General features: G+C 36.0%; 18 protein-coding genes. 11 read left to right on the top strand and 7 right to left on the bottom strand.

Annotated features, from left to right (window positions below; all coding sequences use genetic code 11):
• Window positions 1-76 precede the first annotated feature (76 nt).
• Window positions 77-574 (top strand): cytidine deaminase, encoded by a 498-nt coding sequence (locus EHC72_RS03295; protein ID WP_131536065.1) that lies wholly within the window; start codon window positions 77-79, stop codon window positions 572-574.
• A gap of 101 nt (window positions 575-675) precedes the next feature.
• Here EHC72_RS03295 and EHC72_RS03290 read toward each other — a convergent pair whose 3' ends face one another.
• On the bottom strand, window positions 676-1122 hold the full coding sequence (locus EHC72_RS03290) for a JAB domain-containing protein (protein ID WP_131536063.1): 447 nt from the start codon (window positions 1120-1122) through the stop codon (window positions 676-678).
• 1659 nt (window positions 1123-2781) lie between these two features.
• On the opposite strand from EHC72_RS03290, the gene EHC72_RS03285 reads away from it, so the two are divergent.
• The 3 genes from EHC72_RS03285 to EHC72_RS03275 all read left to right on the top strand — a co-directional run bounded on the left by EHC72_RS03285 (window position 2782) and on the right by EHC72_RS03275 (window position 7782).
• A complete protein-coding gene (locus EHC72_RS03285; protein ID WP_131536061.1) occupies window positions 2782-5718 on the top strand; it encodes a DNA gyrase/topoisomerase IV subunit A in 2937 nt (978 codons plus the stop codon).
• Between the two features lie 350 nt (window positions 5719-6068).
• Entirely contained in the window at window positions 6069-6695 is a 627-nt protein-coding gene (pnuC, locus tag EHC72_RS03280; protein ID WP_317126310.1) for a nicotinamide riboside transporter PnuC, read from the top strand.
• A 1-nt stretch (window position 6696) separates the two neighbouring features.
• Complete coding sequence (locus EHC72_RS03275) at window positions 6697-7782, top strand: acyl-CoA dehydrogenase family protein (protein WP_131536059.1); 1086 nt, start codon at window positions 6697-6699, stop codon at window positions 7780-7782.
• A 2-nt stretch (window positions 7783-7784) separates the two neighbouring features.
• On the opposite strand, the gene msrA is transcribed toward EHC72_RS03275, so the two are convergent.
• The 5 genes from msrA to EHC72_RS03250 all read right to left on the bottom strand — a co-directional run bounded on the left by msrA (window position 7785) and on the right by EHC72_RS03250 (window position 12130).
• The gene (msrA, locus tag EHC72_RS03270; RefSeq protein WP_131536057.1) at window positions 7785-8327 is read right to left on the bottom strand and encodes a peptide-methionine (S)-S-oxide reductase MsrA; all 543 of its coding nucleotides are present in this window, start codon (window positions 8325-8327) and stop codon (window positions 7785-7787) included.
• Window positions 8328-8511: 184 nt separating this feature from the next.
• Window positions 8512-9558: a hypothetical protein gene (locus EHC72_RS03265; RefSeq protein WP_131536055.1), complete on the bottom strand. Its 1047-nt coding sequence runs from the start codon at window positions 9556-9558 to the stop codon at window positions 8512-8514.
• A 97-nt stretch (window positions 9559-9655) separates the two neighbouring features.
• Window positions 9656-10537, bottom strand: coding sequence for a class I SAM-dependent methyltransferase (locus tag EHC72_RS03260; protein WP_131536053.1), 882 nt, complete (start codon window positions 10535-10537; stop codon window positions 9656-9658).
• 106 nt (window positions 10538-10643) lie between these two features.
• Entirely contained in the window at window positions 10644-11396 is a 753-nt protein-coding gene (locus EHC72_RS03255) for an ABC transporter ATP-binding protein (protein ID WP_131536051.1), read from the bottom strand.
• Window positions 11396-12130, bottom strand: coding sequence for an MlaE family ABC transporter permease (locus EHC72_RS03250; protein ID WP_131536049.1), 735 nt, complete (start codon window positions 12128-12130; stop codon window positions 11396-11398). The genes EHC72_RS03255 and EHC72_RS03250 overlap by 1 nt, the downstream gene beginning before the upstream one ends.
• A gap of 148 nt (window positions 12131-12278) precedes the next feature.
• Here EHC72_RS03250 and EHC72_RS03245 point away from each other — a divergent pair, with 148 nt between their 5' ends.
• The 6 genes from EHC72_RS03245 (at window position 12279) to EHC72_RS03220 (ending at window position 18677) form a co-directional block, all read left to right on the top strand.
• Entirely contained in the window at window positions 12279-12968 is a 690-nt protein-coding gene (locus EHC72_RS03245) for an SDR family oxidoreductase (protein ID WP_131536047.1), read from the top strand.
• Between the two features lie 19 nt (window positions 12969-12987).
• Window positions 12988-13680, top strand: coding sequence for a PspC domain-containing protein (locus tag EHC72_RS03240; RefSeq protein ID WP_131536046.1), 693 nt, complete (start codon window positions 12988-12990; stop codon window positions 13678-13680).
• An 8-nt stretch (window positions 13681-13688) separates the two neighbouring features.
• Entirely contained in the window at window positions 13689-14657 is a 969-nt protein-coding gene (locus tag EHC72_RS03235; protein ID WP_131536045.1) for a LiaF transmembrane domain-containing protein, read from the top strand.
• Between the two features lie 67 nt (window positions 14658-14724).
• Window positions 14725-15330: an RDD family protein gene (locus EHC72_RS03230; RefSeq protein WP_131536044.1), complete on the top strand. Its 606-nt coding sequence runs from the start codon at window positions 14725-14727 to the stop codon at window positions 15328-15330.
• Window positions 15331-15392: 62 nt separating this feature from the next.
• Window positions 15393-17369 carry a (E)-4-hydroxy-3-methylbut-2-enyl-diphosphate synthase gene (gene ispG, locus EHC72_RS03225; protein ID WP_131536043.1) on the top strand — a complete coding sequence of 659 codons (1977 nt, stop codon included), beginning with the start codon at window positions 15393-15395 and terminating at the stop codon, window positions 17367-17369.
• A gap of 33 nt (window positions 17370-17402) precedes the next feature.
• The gene (locus EHC72_RS03220) at window positions 17403-18677 is read left to right on the top strand and encodes a mechanosensitive ion channel family protein (RefSeq protein ID WP_131536042.1); all 1275 of its coding nucleotides are present in this window, start codon (window positions 17403-17405) and stop codon (window positions 18675-18677) included.
• Between the two features lie 3 nt (window positions 18678-18680).
• On the opposite strand, the gene EHC72_RS03215 is transcribed toward EHC72_RS03220, so the two are convergent.
• Window positions 18681-19508 (bottom strand): alpha/beta hydrolase family protein, encoded by an 828-nt coding sequence (locus EHC72_RS03215; RefSeq protein ID WP_131536041.1) that lies wholly within the window; start codon window positions 19506-19508, stop codon window positions 18681-18683.
• Between the two features lie 59 nt (window positions 19509-19567).
• Between EHC72_RS03215 and EHC72_RS22925 the strand changes: the two genes are divergently transcribed.
• Window positions 19568-19939: a YtxH domain-containing protein gene (locus tag EHC72_RS22925; RefSeq protein ID WP_199158710.1), complete on the top strand. Its 372-nt coding sequence runs from the start codon at window positions 19568-19570 to the stop codon at window positions 19937-19939.
• The last annotated feature ends 36 nt before the right edge of the window (window positions 19940-19975 follow it).

Below are 19975 nucleotides of genomic sequence, written 5' to 3'. Positions count from 1 at the left end.
TTAATAATACAAAAAATAACCTAAATTGTTCGCCCGCTATAAAAATTTAATTAAGCGGATTTGGAAATTACTAATTATGAAATCAATAGATCTAAATATAACTTACGAGCATTATACTGGTATAGAAGATTTAAGTGAAAAAGATAGAGCATTGTGCAAACAGGCAGAAAAAGCTTTGGAAAGTTCTTATTCACCCTATTCGAAATTTAGAGTAGGTACAGCAATTCAATTAGCCTCAGGTGAAACTATTTTAGGGAGTAACCAGGAAAATGTTGCATATCCATCAGGCTTATGTGCCGAAAGAGTAGCCCTTTTTACTATTGGAGTTAGCCACCCTAATGCCATTGTAGAAAGTATGGCAATTACTGCACAAACAGATTCATTTGAAATTATGAAGCCCATTACCTCTTGTGGCGCTTGCTTACAGGTAATGGCAGAGTTTGAAATGAAACAAAACAAACCAATTCAAGTATTATTTTATTGCCTCAATGGTGAAGTTTTAAAAGTTAACGGCGTAAAAAGCCTTTTGCCTTTTGTTTTTGTAGAGGATAGATTGGTTACACCAAGGCTTTAACATTGTTAGTAATCCTCACGGGAGGATAATTTGGAGTTTATATTGGTTTTAATGACGTTATTGAAACTGCTCCATTTAAAAACCCGTGAGGTTTGATATTCTTAATTTAAAAATTCGTTTTTAAAACTAATGTAACCCATTGGAGAGCAAGATAGATAGTCTATTAATTGTATGCCAACTACATCGCAGGCAGTAAAGCAACTCAACATCAGGAAGCGATCAAATTTTCCAAATCTTAACCGATCAGCATTGCTACAATGAACAATGCTGATACCGCTTGCATTACACGCAATGGCTAAACCTGCCATTTGCTTACAGCTTACTTCAATATCTATAACCTCTGGTAATAAATACCAACATAAGATTTCTTCATCATTGTTTATAAAAACTGCATAAAATTGATTGGTGCTGGCTGGCTTGGATTCATGGTATAAATCCATAAAAAAATTAGCAGATAATTCTTGCTCATTTGCAAAAAATGATTGCTTAAAGGTTTGATAACTGAACTTGAGCTCGGCTAAGGCAAATTGATTTTTCGTTGGTTGCATTTTGAAAAAATTAAATATACGCCCAGGTCACTGCAACCAACGTCGGAAACCGAAGTGATGCTAGACTTTCACCAGTATGCCTGGGCTTATTGTGAATAATTAAATTTGTTGGATCTCTCCAACGTTGGTTGCGTTATAAAGGTAGGAAATTTTTCGAAAGAGTATTATCGTTTTTAGATAACTTATAGAAAAGTTAAATATACGCCTAGGTCGCTGCAACACACGTCGGAGACCGAAGTGATGCTAGACTTTAACCAGTATGCCTGGGCTTATTGTGAATAATTAAGTTTATTGGATCTTTCCAACGTATGTTGCGTTACAAGGTAGGAAATTTTTCGAAAGAGGATTATGGTTTTTCGAAACGTATAGAAAAGTTAAATATGCGCCCAGGTCGCTGCAACCAACGTAGCAAGGCCGATTGAGTTAAAATACCTCAGCACGATAATCCGTCTTTGCGAGTTTTCGATTCTTCATCGAAACGAAGCAATCTTTTGTTTTGGTTGTTTTCGTTAGGTAGCTGGTTATTTTTGCTAGGCATTAGAATTTGGAAATGAACACTTCGGTGTGCATGGCAATTGAAGTCCTGCTTTTACACTATATCCCGATAGAAAAAATCGGGATACCGTTTCAATCCGGTTTAGATACAAAGATTGTGCGCTTGATTTGGTAAATTTCTCTCGCTACCGCAAGCGTCTCGCTTGTGGTAGTATGCTAAAGTACCTGTAATTATGGCTCATTAATTAAATATATTATAGCATGTTTACTACTTGAGTACCACAAGCGAGACGCATGCGGGAGCGGCACAGCGGAGAGAATCCAGTTGTCGGGGGCTCATCCGAGGCTCTGCTGGAGAGAATCCAGTTGTCGGGGGCTCATCCGAGGCTCTGCTGGAGAGAATCCGGTCGTCGGGAGCTCATCTGAGGCTGCAATGGAGAGAATCCGGTCGTCGGGAGCTCATCTGAGGCTGCAATGGAGAGAATCCGGTCGTCGGGAGCTCATCTGAGGCTGCAATGGAGAGAATCCGGTCGTCGGGAGCTTATCCGAGGCTGCAATGGAGAGAATCCGGTCGTCGGGAGCTCATCTGAGGCTGCAACGGAGTGAATCCAATCGTCGGGAAGGTTTTGTAGGGGTACAACGGGCGAATCCAGTCGTCGGGAGCTTATCTGAGGCTGCAACGGAGAGAATCCGATTAGTCGGGAAGGTTTGGTAGGGGTACATTGAGGAAACTATTAACTGCTGTTATGGATAGCCTATAGAAACACGCAGTTACATTAGCCACGGAATCACCGAATTCACAGAAAAAGATTGATCTCATTGCAAGGACGGTAAGTGTAACCAAATATTATGACTATGAACATAAGTTTAGCGATTTTTACCTGTGGTCGGTGTTATCACCGTACCATCTAAATGTGATCTAAGTAAGGTGTTATGATGTAATTATATGCGATTGGTAATAACACCAACTGCAAGGGTAAAATGGCTAAACAACCAAAAGTTTAAACAACTTCGGAACTAATTTTTGAACGTTTTATAAAGCCGAATAAAAAATATGCTTTAAAAGCTGCTGACACTGTGGATTTATGACTCAATGTGAATAACCTGTATTCACATTGAGCAATCATTTTTATTATATTTACAGCTGCCAATTTTTGTAAATAGATGAGTGAAGAATTAGACCAAAACGTAAACGATACCAACCTGCCGGATGGACAGGATCATAAACATACCATAACGCCAATTAATGGGCTATATGAAAACTGGTTTCTCGATTATGCTTCTTATGTAATTCTTGATCGGGCTGTTCCGCATATTCATGATGGATTAAAGCCTGTACAGCGCCGTATTATGCACTCGCTTAAGGAGATGGATGATGGACGTTTTAATAAAGCGGCCAACGTTATCGGCAATACCATGAAATATCACCCACATGGTGATGCATCTATTGGGGATGCAATGGTTCAAATAGGGCAAAAAAATCTTTTAATAGATTGTCAGGGAAACTGGGGCGATCCTGTAACAGGAGATAGTGCTGCGGCTCCTCGATACATTGAGGCCCGTTTATCTAAATTTGCCAATGATGTTGTTTTTAATGCAGATACAACTATTTGGCAATTAAGTTATGATGGCCGTAATAACGAGCCCATAACTTTACCCGTAAAATTTCCTTTATTGCTGGCACAAGGTGCTGAAGGTATTGCTGTGGGTTTGGCAACCAAAGTAATGCCGCATAATTTTGTCGAATTACTGGATGCATCAATTGAAGTTTTAAAAGGCGTGCGACCAAATATCCTTCCCGATTTCTTTACGGGTGGTATGGCCGATTTTTCAAACTATAATGAAGGGCAACGTGGGGGTAAAATTCGGGTTAGGGCAAAAATTACCGAGAAGGATAAAAAGACTCTAGTTATTACTGAAGTTCCTTTTAGTACCACAACAGGCTCTGTAATTGATAGTATTTTATCTGCCAATGATAAGGGTAAAATTAAAATTAAAAAGATTGAAGATAATACTGCTGCAAATGTTGAAATTGTAGTGCACTTAGCGCCAGGAATTTCTCCTGATGTAACCATTGATGCTTTATACGCTTTTACCGCCTGTGAAGTATCTATATCGCCAAATACCTGTATTATTCAAGGAGATAAACCGCACTTTTTAAGTGTAAATGACATCTTAATTGAAAATACGCAACAAACTAAAAGATTACTTAAAAAAGAATTGGAAATTCGCTTGCACGAGTTGCAGGAGAAAATTTTCTTCAGTTCCTTATTAAAAATATTTATTCAGGAAGGCATGTATAAAAATCCTGAATATGAAAACTCAACAGATTTTGATCAGGTTGTTGAAGTATTACATGCATTATTTGCTCCTTTTAAACCTTCACTTTACCGTGAAATTTTGCCAGAAGATTTTAAAAAGCTAATCGATAAGCCGATGAGTAGCATCACCCGTTTTGATGTGAAAAAAGCCGATGAGCAAATGAAAAATCTGGAAGATGAAATTAAGGTTGTTAAAAATCACCTTAAACATTTAACCGATTACGCCATTGCCTGGTTTCAAAAATTAAAAGATAAATATGGTAAAGGCAGGGAGCGTAAAACAGAAATCCGTCTTTTTGATCGTGTAGAAGCTGCAAAGGTAGCCTTAGCAAATATTAAGCTTTATATGAACCCCGACGATGGTTTTATTGGTTCTGGCTTGCGTAAGGATGTATTTGTTGCCGATTGTTCCGATATTGATGAAGTTATTGTTTTCCGTGAGGATGGAAAATGTATCATCACCAAAGTAGCTGATAAAACTTTTGTGGGTAAAGGGATTATCCACGCACAGGTATTTAAGAAAAATGATGAGCGTACCATCTACAATATGATTTATAAAGATGGTGCAAGTGGCACAGCTTACATTAAACGTTTTGCAGTAGTTGGGGTTACTCGTGATAAGGAATACGACCTGACTAAAGGCTCTAAAGGTTCCAAAGTTTTATATTTTACGGCTAATCCAAACGGAGAAGCAGAAGTTGTTAACGTAGCCTTAAAACCACATTCAAAATTACGTAAGCTCCAATTTGATCAGGATTTTGCCGAGGTAGCCATAAAGGGCCGCGGTTCTCAAGGAAATATTATTTCGAAATACCCTGTTAAAAAGATCATATTGAAAAGTAAAGGCGTTTCAACATTATCTGGATTAAAAATTTGGTATGATGATTTATTGAAACGTTTAAATGTTGATGGACGTGGTAAGTATTTGGGCGAATTTGATGGTGACGATAAAATTCTACAAATTCATAAGGATGGCTATTATGAACTTAGTTCTTTTGAATTAAGTAACCATTTTGATGATGGTTTAATCCTGATTCAAAAATATAATCCCGAAAAGGTTTTTGCCGCAGTACATTACGATGGTAAAGCACAAAACTATTTTGTAAAACGCTTTATTTTCGAATCTCAATCCGTTGGCAAGAAAATTTATTTCATTAGTGAAGAGCCAAAATCAAGATTATTGTTTTTAACGGCTAATCCTGCAGCAAAAATTATTGTTGATGTATTGAAAGGTAAAACACAAATTCCAGAAACCCTGGATTTAGTATTGTCTGAATTGATTGATGTAAAAGGATTAAAAGCAAATGGTAACAGATTATCTCCACATGATGTTCAAACGGTAGTTTTGGATGAACCCGAAGAAATAACAGAGATTGAAGAAGATGCTGATGGTAATGGAGGTGAAGATGAAAACGAGTTTACTGAGGAAACAGAAACTTTAGAAGATGGTGTTGCAGATGTTGAAGAAACTGCCCCACAGATAGAGGTAAACAAGTCAATACCTGAAGCTGCTGAGCCGATAATAGAAAATGTGGCAACATCAGTTAAAGATGAAGCTGAATCTGTTGAAGAAATGCCTTCTAAATCGCCAGAGGTAAAGCCTGCCGTTGAAAAACCAACGGTAAAAACTGAACCTGTAAAAAAGGAAGAATCTGTTAAAAAAGAGGAAGTAAAAGAAGAATCTAAAACGGAAGAAAAGCCTGCTAAAAAAGTTGATTTCGAAATTACCAACCCAAATGACATCGAAATTGATGACAAAGGACAGTTGGGTTTATTTTAATTTATAAATGAAATAATAGTATAAAATGGTTCGTAAAATACGAACCATTTTTTTTTGAAATTTATATAGTTTCCCTTTAAACCTTAATTCTCCGATTTAAAAATTATATTTGTCCTGCTCAAAGGGGTGCTGATGTTTATGCAATTTCTGTTGCAAACATTGGCTGAGATTATACCCATTTAGAGGTTAAGATAAAAGGTTAAGGTAGAAGGTTTTTAACCCTTCGCCCTACACTGTAAACTTTCTACCTTCTAATGCACCTGATTCGGGTAATGCCGACGTAGGGAAGAGGTTAAATTACATTGCTGTTCGCCCCTGTAACAGTCTTTACAAATTAATATTTAAAGTAAATGATAAATTTGCAGGAGTGGGGCACGCTATTTTTTAATCAGATTTTACAAACTTCTTTAATCGAATGGCTAGCCGTAGGTTTTGGCGTTTCCGAAGTATTACTCGCTAAGCGAAACAACATTTGGCTTTATCCAACAGGAATAATCTCCATTTGTTTATCCATGTTTTTATTGCTAAATGTTCATTTATATGCAGAAACACTGCTTAATATTTATTATTTGGTAATGAGTGTTTATGGATGGATGATATGGAAGAAGCGAAAAGAAGATCATGGAGTTCAAATATCATGGTCATCTAAAAAAGATTTAACCATAGCTTTAATTATATCTATTGTTGGTTTTGGTTTTCTTTATGTGGTGCTTAAACGGTTCACAAATTCTGATGTGCCCATTTGGGATGCTTTTGTTTCATCAACCGCCTGGGCAGGAATGTGGCTTCTGGCCAAACGCAAAATAGAAAACTGGATATTCCTTAATATCTCAAATCTGGTTGCCATCCCACTGTTTATTCATAAAAAATTAGCCATGTTTGCGGTGCTCACAACCATACTTTTCATCGTTGCAATTTTTGGCTTTATCGATTGGAAAAAAATCTATAACAAAGGGAAATTAGAAACGGCATTTTAATATGGAAGATATTTTAGTAGCAATCTGGCAGGATAAAGTAAAGGAATTTGCCGCCGCATCTGAAGAAAGGGGTACGCTGCATTCGGAAATATTAGAACTTGCCTACCAGCAAGATTGGTTTAAGTTATTTGTGCCCCAAGTATACGGAGGTCCTGGTAAAAAGCTTCCGGAAATTTTAAGGCTAGAAGAAACTTTGGCAGAGTTAGATGGGAGTTTAGGGTGGACGGTGACACTTTGCAGCGGCGCAGGCTGGTTTGCAGGTTTCCTGGATGTTGATTTGGCTAAGGAGATTTTCTCTGATCGTGAGGTTTGTTTTGCTGGGAGCGGAGCTGTTGGTGGTACAGCTGTAAAAACAGATAGAGGCTATTTAATTAATGGGCATTGGAAATATGCTAGTGGAGCTCTGCATGCAACCATATTTACAGCAAACTGCATCATAAAAAATGCAAATGGTGAAGATGTTTTGGATGAGAATGGCGAACCAGAAATAAAATCCTTTATTCTTAAAAAGGATGAAGTAAATATTTTACCAGGCTGGTCTTATTTTGGGTTAATTGCAACCGGAAGTCATGCTTTTGAAGTTATAAATTTAAATGTGCCAGTAAACAGAACTTTCCAAATTAATAAAGAAATTAACGTGAAGGATGAAGGGTTTAACTATCCTTTCTTGCAGCTGGCAGAAACTACACTTGCTGTAAATAATTTGGGAATGGCTAAGCACTTTATCCGTTTAGTGGAGCATTCTTTCTATTCCCGTTCTGGTTTAAAAAGATATAATGAAAAGCAGATTGCCCATTTCGAATCCGAATTAAATAGATGCAAAGATGAGCTAAAGACGATTAGAAATGAATTTTATAACAGTTTTGATGCATCATGGGAACAACTTATTTCAAATGATTTTGTTGAGCCCAATAAATTAGAGGAAGTAAGTGCTATGAGCAGGAAATTGGCACATACTGCCAGAAAAATTTCTGATGTTTTATTTATTTATTGTGGTTTGGAAGCAGCAAGAAAGGAAACTGAAATTAATAGAGTTTGGAGAGATTTACATACCGCAAGCCAGCATGCGTTACTCACTTTTGAGTAACACTATTCGAGAAATTCAGGCTTAATTTTTTCCTTAAAATCAGAAGTGAATTTTGTTAATTTCGGTTGAATAACAAAAGCACAGTAAGGTTTACCTTGGTTTTGGTTAAAATAATTTTGATGATAATCCTCCGCTTCATAAAATTCGGATACAGGTTTAATCTCTGTAACAATGGGCTTATCAAAAACCATTTGTTTGGTTAAATCATCAATCATTTTCTCAGCTTCCTTTTTCTGTACCTGATTATCATAAAAAATGACAGAGCGATATTGTGTTCCCATGTCATTTCCCTGTCTATTTAAAGTAGTTGGATTGTGTGTTTTAAAGAAAACAAGCAATAACTCAGAAAAGCTGATTACGGTTTCATCATATTCAATCTGTATAACTTCTGCGTGACCCGTATCGCCATTGCAAATTTCCATATAAGTTGGGTGTTTTAATTCGCCACCCATATAACCGGATATAACTTGATTTACTCCATTTAAAGTTTGAAATACGGCTTCGGTGCACCAAAAGCATCCTCCACCAAATGTTGCTGTTTGCATAATCTAATTTAACGAAAAACTAAGGTATAAAGTTTTCGAAATGTACATAAAAAGCCTTTAAAAATTAATATTTACGAGGCTATGATTGTAATTAAATTATTTATTCCTAAAAGCTCTAAGTTCCTTGATATGCAATCGTTTAAGTGCATAAAAAAAGCCTGCAATTTAATTGCAGGCTTCGGTTTTATTGATATTGAATGTATATCGGTTTTGGTGTAAGTTTCAACAACTCTTCAGGAGTCATTAAACGTTTTGGCTCCTTTTTCAAATCATTTTTATAAAATAATTTGAAGCCTGTAAACTGTACTGGTTCAGAATAAATGAAGTGACGGTAAGTTCCTTTTTTCAATTCAGGTTCGCCCCATCCATCCATGTGCATTACAATCTGAACTTCTGGTCTTAACTTAATATTTTGATAGTTAGTTACCATCTTTTTGGTAAAGCGGTGAACGGTGAAAACTTTTGGAGGCAAGTTATATTTTTTAACCATATCCGCTAAGTAACCTGATACATAATTAATATCAGCAGCATCATAAGTTCCAATTTTTTTACCAGGTAAGGAGCCATCTTTCATTGAAAATTCTGGATCAATACCTAAGTGTACATATGGCAATTGTAAATATTTTTCAATATGTGGCAATTCTGCTTTGATATTACTTAAAGCAACCTGCAAATCTAAAAACACAATAGTTCCAGGATGCATTTTTGCTATAGCTAAAACAGAGTCAATTTGGCTGTTTGCCATTCTGTTAATATATTTTCCATCCTTACCTGGTGTACCACTTGCTACTGCAGCAATATAATGTAAGCCTGGCTGTACTGGCGTAGAAGGATCTGCTTTTTCCCAGTGTTTAACTTCTGCATTTAAGCGTTGCCACATATCTTTTGGTGCATATTCTCCAAGTGCGCCCATTTTTTTTGAATGTAGGTTGCCATAATAAACAACAATACGTTTAAAAGGTAAAATAGCTCCTGCTAAAGGAATAGGCTGATTTTTTACTGGCCATTTGCCTGTAGTATCGCCGTTTGCAAGCTTGCGGGTTAGCGAATCGTACAATTTAGGATCAACAGGCTTCATCACATTTGTTGCTACAGAATCTGTTTTCTTTTTAGTTGTGTCTGAAGAAAATATTTTACCAACGCTGCTTTTTCCGTCAGAGTTACAGTTGGCGAATAAGCTGATGGCGGCAAACCCAAGTATTAGTGTGCCCGCTAATTGTGGAAATTTCATAGATTATTAATAGGTTTTTTTAAAAGCATTAAGATAGTTTTCCGATTTTATGAAAGTATATCGGATTCCTGATAATTCAAAATAAAGTAATTAACATTTACACATTGCAAAATTTGCCGAAAACACCTAACGGTAGTTTTATGCCCGCAGTTGCTTGTAAGTACAATTCTCCGGTTTCAAGGTTTTTAACCTGAGGGAACGATGTACGAATTAAATTTTCTACAATTACAGAAGAAAATCCTAATGAGTAAGTATTAAGGATTAAAAAGTGCTCTTTCTCATCCAAAAGTTGAACAACATCTTGCATCATTTCTTGAATGTGATCTTCCAGTTTCCACTTTTCCCCGTTAGGCCCGTGGCCATAAGCAGGTGGATCTAAGATGATACCATTGTATTTTTTACCTCTTTTAAGTTCCTTCTTTACAAACTTAAGGGCATCTTCAACCATCCATCTGGTATTTTTTAAACCAGAAAGTTCTTGGTTTTCATTGGCCCAGGTAACAACTTGTTTAATAGAATCAACGTGAGTGGTTTCTGCACCAGCAGCATTTGCAATTAAAGATGCAGCACCCGTATAAGCAAAAAGGTTTAATACTTTTGGCTGCGGTGTTTTAAATTTCTTGATCGATGATGAAATGAAATCCCAGTTAACGGCTTGCTCCGGAAAAACACCAACATGCTTAAAAGATGTTAAGCCCAAGCGAAGTTTAATAGCAACTTCATTGTTTTTATATTCAACATGCCAACGATCTGGTGTTGATGGATTCTTTTTTACCCATTCTCCAGAAGTAGCAGAGCGGCCTCTAAAAGTAATGGTAGCTGTTTTTTTCCATTCCTGTTCTGATAATGTTTTCTTCCAAACGGCCTGAGGCTCTGGTCTGATTAAAATAACATTTCCAAAACGTTCTAATTTTTCAAAATCCCCGCAATCAATCAGTTCGTAATCTTTCCAGTGTGTGGGAGCAAGTAATTGTATCATTTAATATTTGTGTAGTCCGTCATTGCGAGCTATGAAGCAATGTTAATGCGAAGATATACAGAAGGAGATTGCTTCGTAGCTCGCAATGACGATTTGTTTTAACTTCCTAAAACTTATCTTTTGCTGCCTTCATAAAGCGGCTGGCAAATACAAAGTCGTTTAGTTCCTGAATATCGGTATGAGCAATCTCTTTATTGCTGCCTTCCCAGAATTTTTTTCCTTCGTGCAAAAATAAAATATAATCGCCAATGCCCATTACAGAGTTCATATCGTGTGTTACAACAATGGTAGTTGTTTTATATTCTTCTGTAATTTCCTTAATCAATTCATCAATAACGATTGAAGTTTTAGGGTCTAATCCAGAGTTTGGCTCATCACAAAATAAGTATTTTGGATTCATCGCGATAGCACGGGCAATACCCACACGTTTCTTCATCCCGCCAGATAATTCTGCTGGAAATAGTTTGTTTTTACCTTCTAGATTTACACGTTCTAAACAGAAATTTACTCTTTCTAATTTTTCACTTCGTGATTGATTGGTAAACATATTTAAAGGAAACATAATGTTTTCTTCAACCGTCATACTATCAAATAAAGCCGATCCTTGAAAAAGCATTCCAATTTCCTTACGAACTTCAATACGCTCTTCATAACTCATGGGCGTAAAATCACGTCCATCGTACAATACCGAGCCAGAATCAGGTTGGTGCAAACCAACCATACATTTTAGTAGTGTTGTTTTTCCTGAACCCGAACCACCGATAAAAAGATTGGTAACTCCTTCTTCAAATACACCAGAAATGCCTTTTAATACATCATTTCCGGAAAATGATTTATAAATATCCTTAATCTCTATCATTACAATAACAATTGGGTTACGATATAATCGCAGGCTAAAATTGAAATACAACTAATTACAACTGCTCTTGTACTGGCTTGTGAAACTTCTAAGGCACCACCTTTAACGTAAAAACCTTCGTAGGCAGGAACTGAAGTAATGATAAAACCAAACACAAATGCCTTAACTAAAGCTACAACAATGGTATATGGATTAAAATCTGTAGTAATACCTTGTAAATATTCATTAGGTGTAACAGCGCCAGATACTGAACCGCCAATATAACCACCAGTAATACTTAAAAACATAGAAATGATAACCAACATGGGTACCATGGTAATGCCTGAAATAATTTTAGGTAAGATTAAATAACCTGGCGCATTAATCCCCATAATTTCAAGGGCATCAATTTGTTCGGTTACTCGCATAGATCCTATTTCTGATGAAATGGCTGATCCGATTTTTCCAGCAAGAACAATTGCGCTAATGGTTGGGCTTAATTCTAAAATACTCGAATCTCGGTTAACAGAACCAATAATTGTTTTAGGAATAAAATCACTCACCAGCTGGAAAGCAATTTGTAACGTCATTACCGCACCAATAAAGGTTGATATAATGGCAATAAGCCCTAAAGAGCCCACTCCAACATAATCCATTTGCTTGGCAATTTCCTTAAGATATATCTTTAGTTTCTCCGGCCGTCTGAATACAGATTTTAGTAGCAGGATGTATCTGCCAAAATTGGTGAAATTCATTCTGTATAATTTTGCTTAATTTAAATGTTAAATCTATAATCCTACAAAGAAACGATAAATAATTTGTAGGGCTTTGCTAATTGTAAAAATATTCGTGGTTTTAAATATAAATATGGTTTTTTGCTTACAAAAATTAAACCACAAAAATATGAAAGCGGTAATAACAGGTGCAACAAAGGGAATAGGTAGGGCAATTGCAGTTAAATTAGCCCAAAAAGGATGTGATTTGGTTTTGATAGCCAGAGGATTAGCCGATTTGGAGCAGTTGAAAAACGAATTAATTGTTTATGGAAATACTATTTTAATTTTTGCGGTTGATTGTGCCGATAAAAATCAGGTTTACCAATTTTTAGATTCATCAGGGGAAAATGTAGGCTTTGCAGAGGTGCTTGTAAATAATGTTGGCATCTTTTTGCCAGGTAGTTTGCTTGATGAAGAAGATGAAACTTTCGAAAAACAACAGCAACTCAATGTAAATGCTAGCTACTATATCAGTAAATATTTTGGTAAAAAAATGCGTTCTGAGCATAGAGGACATATTTTTAACATTTGTTCTGTAGCCAGTAATGCACCTGTAAAAAATGGCGGTAGTTATAGTGTAACAAAAGCAGCGATGCTTAGTCTTAATCATGTATTGCGGCAAGAATTAGCTCCTTACAACGTAAAAGTGACTGCCTTTTTACCAGGCTCTACTAAAACGTCATCCTGGGAAGGAACAACAATTCCCGATGAAAAATTTGTACAGCCAGAGGATATTGCAGAAACGCTCTTCACCATTTTAAACTTAAGTAAAGGCGTGAACGTTGATGAAGTACTAATTACTCCGCTGGATTTTTAAACATAAAGGAGATTACATTATGGAAAAGAAGCTTTTTAGAAACGAACACGATAAGATGATTGCCGGTGTAGCTTCTGGCCTTGCAGATTATATGCAAGTGGAGGTTACCATAATTAGATTATTATTTGCATTATCGGCTATATTTATGGCTGGAGGTGGCTTATTAGCCTATATTGTGATGTGGATTATTTTACCAGTAAATAATGATCCGGCAGCAAGATTTTCAAAGTTTAACGATTATTTTAATAAAAATAATCCAAACACACCACCATTTGGAACTGCAGATCCGTTTGCTACTTCTTTTGGTACTGGAAACGCGAATTGGAATCAGCCAGTTAATGATGGCGCACAAAAGAAACCTTTTGAAACGCAACCTAATTTCAATCAATTTAATAAACCAAATGATACCGGACGAACTATTGGTGGCTTAGTTTTATTGGTTGTAGGATGTTTTTTCTTAATGCGTGAGTTCGATTTAATACCTGATTTTTTTAGATTTAGAAACTTATGGCCATTGATTTTTATTGCCTTAGGTATTAGCATTATCGCCAAATCAAAAAGAAAAAATGATTGGAAAGATTGGCAAAATCAACAAAATCAGCAGGCTGCCGCAGATCCTAAAACTACAACTGTTGCAAATGATGCAATAATTGTAAACGAAGCAGAAGCACCTAAAGAAGATAATAATTCATCATCCGTTAACCCTCAATAATAAACGTTATGAAACTAGATAGATTAATTTGGGGTATTTTACTGCTTTTTATAGGTGGGGTACTTCTACTGGAAAATTTTGGTGTAATAGAATTTTATTGGCGCAACGTATGGCACTTTTGGCCAGTTTTTCTAATCATTGCCGGGGTTAATATTTTGTTTAACCGCAACAACTCTCAAATGGGACATATTATTTCCATTGCGGTACTTGTGGTAACTTTATCATTTCTTTTTTATAAAGGCCAACAACCGCCCGAGCACTCTTGGTGGGGTAAAAATAATGTTGATATTAATATAGATGACGATGATAGCGATAATGATAACGACGATAATGACACCATTTCATCAAATCATCTTAAAATGTCTGAGCCCTTTGTAGCACTTGATTCTACCAAAAAGACAGTTTTAAATATTTCAGGAGGTGGTATTTCTTTTAACCTAAAAGGAGAAACATCTGAACTAATTAATGCTGATATTAAGAAAAAGCATGGTGATTTCTCTTTAACTAAACAAGTTACCGATACCGCTACGCTTTTAACCTTCAAAATGCAGGATAAAAAGAACAAATGGAATTTTGGTGATGGCGGAAATGATGTTAATTTTAAACTAAATAAAGCTCCAATCTGGGATATCCTTATGAAACTTGGTGCTGGAGAAGCAGATTTTGACTTCGCCGATTATAAAATCAGAACCTTCCGTTTTGAAGGTGGTGCAGCTTCAATGGATATTAAAGTAGGAGATTTGTTGCCAATCACTGATGTAATTGTAAAATCGGGAGTGGCTGATATTAAAATTAAGGTACCTACAAATTCGGGTTGCAGAATTAAAACTAAAACAGGTTTATCTGCCAAAGATTTCGATGGTTTCGATAAAATTAGCGATGGCGTTTATGAAACATCAAACTATAAATCATCAACCAAAAAAATCTTTATTAATTTAGACGGTGGATTGAGTAGTTTTGAAGTTCAAAGATATTAAGTTGAAATTTAAGGGTTAAAACCAGAGTTTCAAGCTGAATCTCCTAACCCTTAAACCTAAGCCCTGAATGGAAGAATATATAATTGTTGTAAATGGTAAACCTCAAGGTCCGTATACTTTAAATGAGTTAAAAACCTTAGATATAAAGCCAAACACTTTTATTCGTAAACCAGGAATGGACGATTATAAAGAAGCTCATGCAATGCCAGAATTGCGTGAGCTTTTAGGCTTTGTTTACCAAAAAACAGCCCCTCAATATTTTGCTGCATTCGATCAGCGCCTGCTGGCATCCGTGATAGATCACTTCCTGATTTTTATAGTTTACAGCTTAATTATTTTAACCAGTTATATATTTATCGAAGGTAAAGACGAGCGTATTATGGCCTTTGTAGTGCCGTTGCCCGCTATTTTTATATTTAAATTAATTTATGCCAGTTTTGCCGAAGCCTCAACAAAGCAAGCAACTATTGGCAAAAGATTATTAAGCATTAAAGTTACCGATATGGAAGGTAGCCGTGTTTCAATTGGCACTTCAATTATTAGAAATTTTTCTAAAATCCTTTCTGTGATTCCAGTTTTCTTTGGCTATTTGTACAGCTTCCTAAATAAGAAAAATCAGTGCTGGCATGATATCGCAGCAAATACTTTGGTAATAAAAGATAGGTTGATATAATTACAACATTCCAACATTCAAAATTCTCTCATTCAAAATTCAATATTGTATCTTTGCAACGCATGGAAAATTTATCAGTAAAACATGAGTTAAGTGGAGGGTATTGCAACAGTTTAACGCAGTATTCCAGGTTTTTAACCCGCGAAGTAAATATTGGAGATATTGCCCTTGGAGGGTATAATCCAATACGAATTCAATCTATGACAACCACTGATACCATGAACACTTTAGCAACGGTAGAACAAACTATCCGCATGGTAGAATCTGGTTGCGAATATGTGCGTATTACTGCCCCAAGCATAAAGGAAGCCGAAAACCTGGCTAATATTAAAAAGGAGTTGCGCTTGCGTGGTTATAATGTTCCTTTAATTGCGGATATTCACTTTACACCTAACGCAGCCGAAATGGCCGCCAGAATTGTAGAAAAGGTGAGGGTTAATCCTGGTAATTACGCCGATAAAAAGAAATTCGAAAATTTAGAATATACACAGGATGCGTACAATGCAGAGCTGGAAAGAATTAACAAAAAGTTTATTCCGCTAGTTAAAATTTGTAAAGAATATGGCACCGCCATGCGTATTGGTACCAATCATGGTTCCCTATCGGATAGAATTATGAGCCATTACGGCGATACACCTCGTGGTATGGTAGAATCTGCAATGGAATTTATCCGCATGTGCGAAGATCAAAACTATTATAACCTGGTTATTTCCATGAAAGCCAGCAATACGCAGGTAATGGTTCAGGCTTATCGCCTTTTGGTAGAAACCATGGTAAAAGAGGGAATGAATTATCCGTTGCACTTAGGTGTTACCGAAGCTGGTGATGGTGAAGATGGACGTATAAAATCTGCTGTTGGTATTGGAACTTTGCTTGAAGATGGCCTTGGCGATACCATTCGGGTTTCTTTAACCGAAGATCCTGAGTTTGAAGCGCCAGTTGCAAAAGCTTTGGCAGATCGATATGTGAAAAGAGGTTTACAGACTGCTGTCGAAAGTAACGAATTAGCAAAGCATGCAACTGCAAACTTCCAGCTAGCAACCTATTCTCCTTACGAATATAATCGTCGTGTTACTGAAACTGTACAACATATTGGTGGTCACCATCATCCGGTAGTAATGGTTGATGTTTCTAAAGAGAACCTTAAAGACCCTTTCTTTTTAAATACTGTAGGCTATAATTACAGCGCTGGTTTAGATAAGTATAACCTTGCCGACCAAGCTTGTGATTTAGTTTATTTAGGAGATAATTTACCTTCTTTCTCTTTCCCTGGGAATTTAAAACAAGTTTACAACCACAAAACATGGCTTGGATTAAAAGATAAGAATAATTGTCACCCTTTATTTTCTTTAACAGAGTTTGAAAAAGCTGAAATTAAAGACGAATTTTTGAATTTTGTTGAAGTTGATGCCAACCAATTTGATAATTCAGCTATCGGGCAATTTAGCAGCAATACAGTCTTAATTCTTACAACCTCTGCCGAACACGGCATGGCAGAGCAGAGAACATTTTTTGTGGCTTTGCAAGAAAAGAATATTCAAATTCCTGTAATTATTAAACGTAGCTATCAAAATATTAATGCAGATAATTTAATGTTATATGCAGCTACAGATTTAGGTGCTTTGTTTACTGATGGCTTTGGTGATGGGATTTGGATTGATGCAGCTGGTCAAAATTTAGCCTTAATTAATGCAACTAGTTTTGGTATTTTACAAGCAACACGTACCAGAATAAGTAAAACAGAATATATTTCTTGTCCAAGTTGTGGCCGTACACTTTTCGATTTACAGGAAACCACACAGCTCATCAGATCTCGTACCGACCACTTAAAAGGGATAAAAATCGGTATTATGGGCTGTATTGTAAATGGACCTGGCGAAATGGCCGATGCAGATTATGGTTATGTGGGTACTGGTCCCGATAAAATTACCCTTTACAGAGGAAAAGAGGTGGTTAAAAAGAATGTAACCACAGCATTTGCACTTGACGAATTGATTGATATCATTAAAGATGATGGCAACTGGGTAGAAAAAGTTTAAATTCTGCCTATATTAGTCTTTCAGGTATTAACGATGATTATAGATTTTGAAGAACTGTTTGCGCAGTTAAGAACTTTACTTACAGAAAACGGTTTTGCAGGCTCAGGATTAAAAAATGCTTATTTATCTATCGGGCTACTTTGTTTAATCCTGTTTTTATATGTAACTCTGTTTATTACCAGACAAATATTTATTGGAATAATCAATAAAATTATCATCAAACGTAAACCTCAATGGCAATCTGCCTTGCTGGAATTTCGTGTTTTTAGAGCCTTTGCACTCATTTTTGTCGCTTATATTTTATACAGCGTAATCCCGTATCTTTTTGTTGATTTTAAAAAGGCTCATTTCTATGCTTTAATTTTTGCTAAAATTTATGTGGTTTTGGCAGTTATGTTTGCCATTAATGCATTTCTTAATGCATTGGTTTCCATCATGGAAAGTACCCGTAAATATGCCGATAAGCCTATTAGAAGTTATAAACAAGTAGCTAAAATCGTTTTCTATATTGTTGGTTTTGTTTTAATTCTATCCATCATATTAAACGAATCTCCTTTGTATATTTTTGGAGGTTTTGGTGCCGTAACCGCAGTTTTTATTCTGGTGTTTAGAGATCCAATTTTAGGTTTTGTTGCTTCGGTACAAATGAGCGCCATTGATTTGGTTAGAGTAGGTGATTGGATTACCGTAGAAAAATATGGAGCAGATGGAGAGGTAACCGAAATTAATTTAACTACTATTAAAGTTAGAAACTGGGATAAAACGGTAACTATTGTGCCCAGCTACGCCATTGTAAGCGAATCGTTTAAAAACTGGCGTGCAATGGAAGAAAGTGAAGGAAGAAGGATTAAAAGGCACATTAACATTAAAATTTCGAGCATTAAATTTTGTGATGATGAACTGATTCAACGATTACTTACCATCGATTTTCTGAAAGATTATTTGAACGAAACGCAACAGGAAATAGAATGTTATAACGCCGAAAATACTGTAAATCCTGGTAATTTGGTAAACGGTAGGCACATGACTAATATTGGAACTTTTAGGTATTATGCAGAAAAATATCTCGAAAGTAATCCATACATTAATACTAATTTAACTTTTATGGTTAGGCAGTTGCAAGCAACAGAAAACGGACTGCCTGTTGAGATTTATGTGTTCTCAAAAGAAAAAGGACTAAAGAAATTTGAGGAAGTGGCAGCTGATATTTTCGATCACCTTTTGGCTGCCGTTCCATATTTTGATTTAGAGATTTTCCAAAGCCCAAGCGGAAGTGATATGCGTGGACTGATTTCTAACCGTAAATAAGTTTTAACTTTCTCTTAAAAAGACCAAGCACTTTTCGCAAACCTTAAATAATTGTGGAGGTAAATTCTCGCTTTGGTTAGGATGCGACGCCCCATAAACGTGATTTGCACCTTCTATTTTTACTAAACGACTATTCGAATTAACATTTGCTAAACTTTGAGCAACATCGAAAGGCACATTAACATCATCGCCACCGTGAACAATTAACCATGGGATATTAATTTTCTTTGCCGCATTAATAATATTTAGCGCTTCGGCATTTTCATTAAAATCTTCAAGCAATGTTTTGTTTAAAGGCATTTGCTCTTTAGTGCGGGCGTTGGTAACATAAATTTGTCCTGTTTTTAGCCACTCAGTTTCCTGTTCCTTTTTCCAAAGGGTACTAAAATCTGCAATAGAACTCCAGGTAATCAGTCTTTTAATTCTCAAATCATTAGCCGCTTCAATAATACTTAAGCCACCACCACGGCTATGTCCAATTAAGTTAATTTCCACCTCATCACCGTATGTTTTTACAATAAAATCCAGTACAGCATTTACATCAAATAATTCTTTTGAAACAGTGTTTTCTGCAAAAGCATTTAAATCGCTAACATCTTTAGGGTTATCTGCCGGAACGCCACTATGCGATAAATTAAACTTAATGTAACAAAATCCATTGCTGGCAAAATAACGGGCTACAAGATTATGTGCACCCCAATCTTTAAAGCCTTTAAATCCATGAACGAATAAAATAACAGGCTTTTTTGTACCATTATCTTCAGCAGTAATGTCGCCAATAATCAGTTTTCCATCGGCACCTGGCAGGCTAAAGTTGCTTTGTTGTATCATTTATTTTTAACGGATTTTATTGGTATAAAGTTTGTTATGTTTGAATAAATATATAAAAAATGTCTACAGAAAACCAAAACCCAAACCAAGAATCAGAAAAAGGATTTTTTGATAATCTTAAAGGAAAATTAAACGAGTTTAAAGACAAGGCAGAAGACGCTTGGGAAGATGCAAAGGATAAGGCCGAAGATGCCTGGGATACTGCAAAAGACAAAGCTGAGGATGCATGGGATGATGCAAAAGATAAAGCTGCTGATTTAAAGGATAAAGCCGAAGATAAATGGGATGATTTAACTTCAAAAAAAGATGAAGAAGTAGCAAATGCTGAAGCCAAAATTGATACATTAAAAGCCGATGCCGCAAACAAAGCAGAAGAAATTGGCGATAAAATTGAAGCTAAAACAGATGAATGGAAAAGAAATAATCCATAAACTGTAATCAGTAAAAGAACCAGAAGGCAAAAATCA

It is taken from the genome of Pedobacter nototheniae (assembly GCF_004335085.1).
Taxonomy (GTDB): domain Bacteria; phylum Bacteroidota; class Bacteroidia; order Sphingobacteriales; family Sphingobacteriaceae; genus Pedobacter; species Pedobacter nototheniae.
Note: the sequence above shows the minus strand (reverse complement) of the source record. Positions and strands in the feature narration are given on the sequence as shown.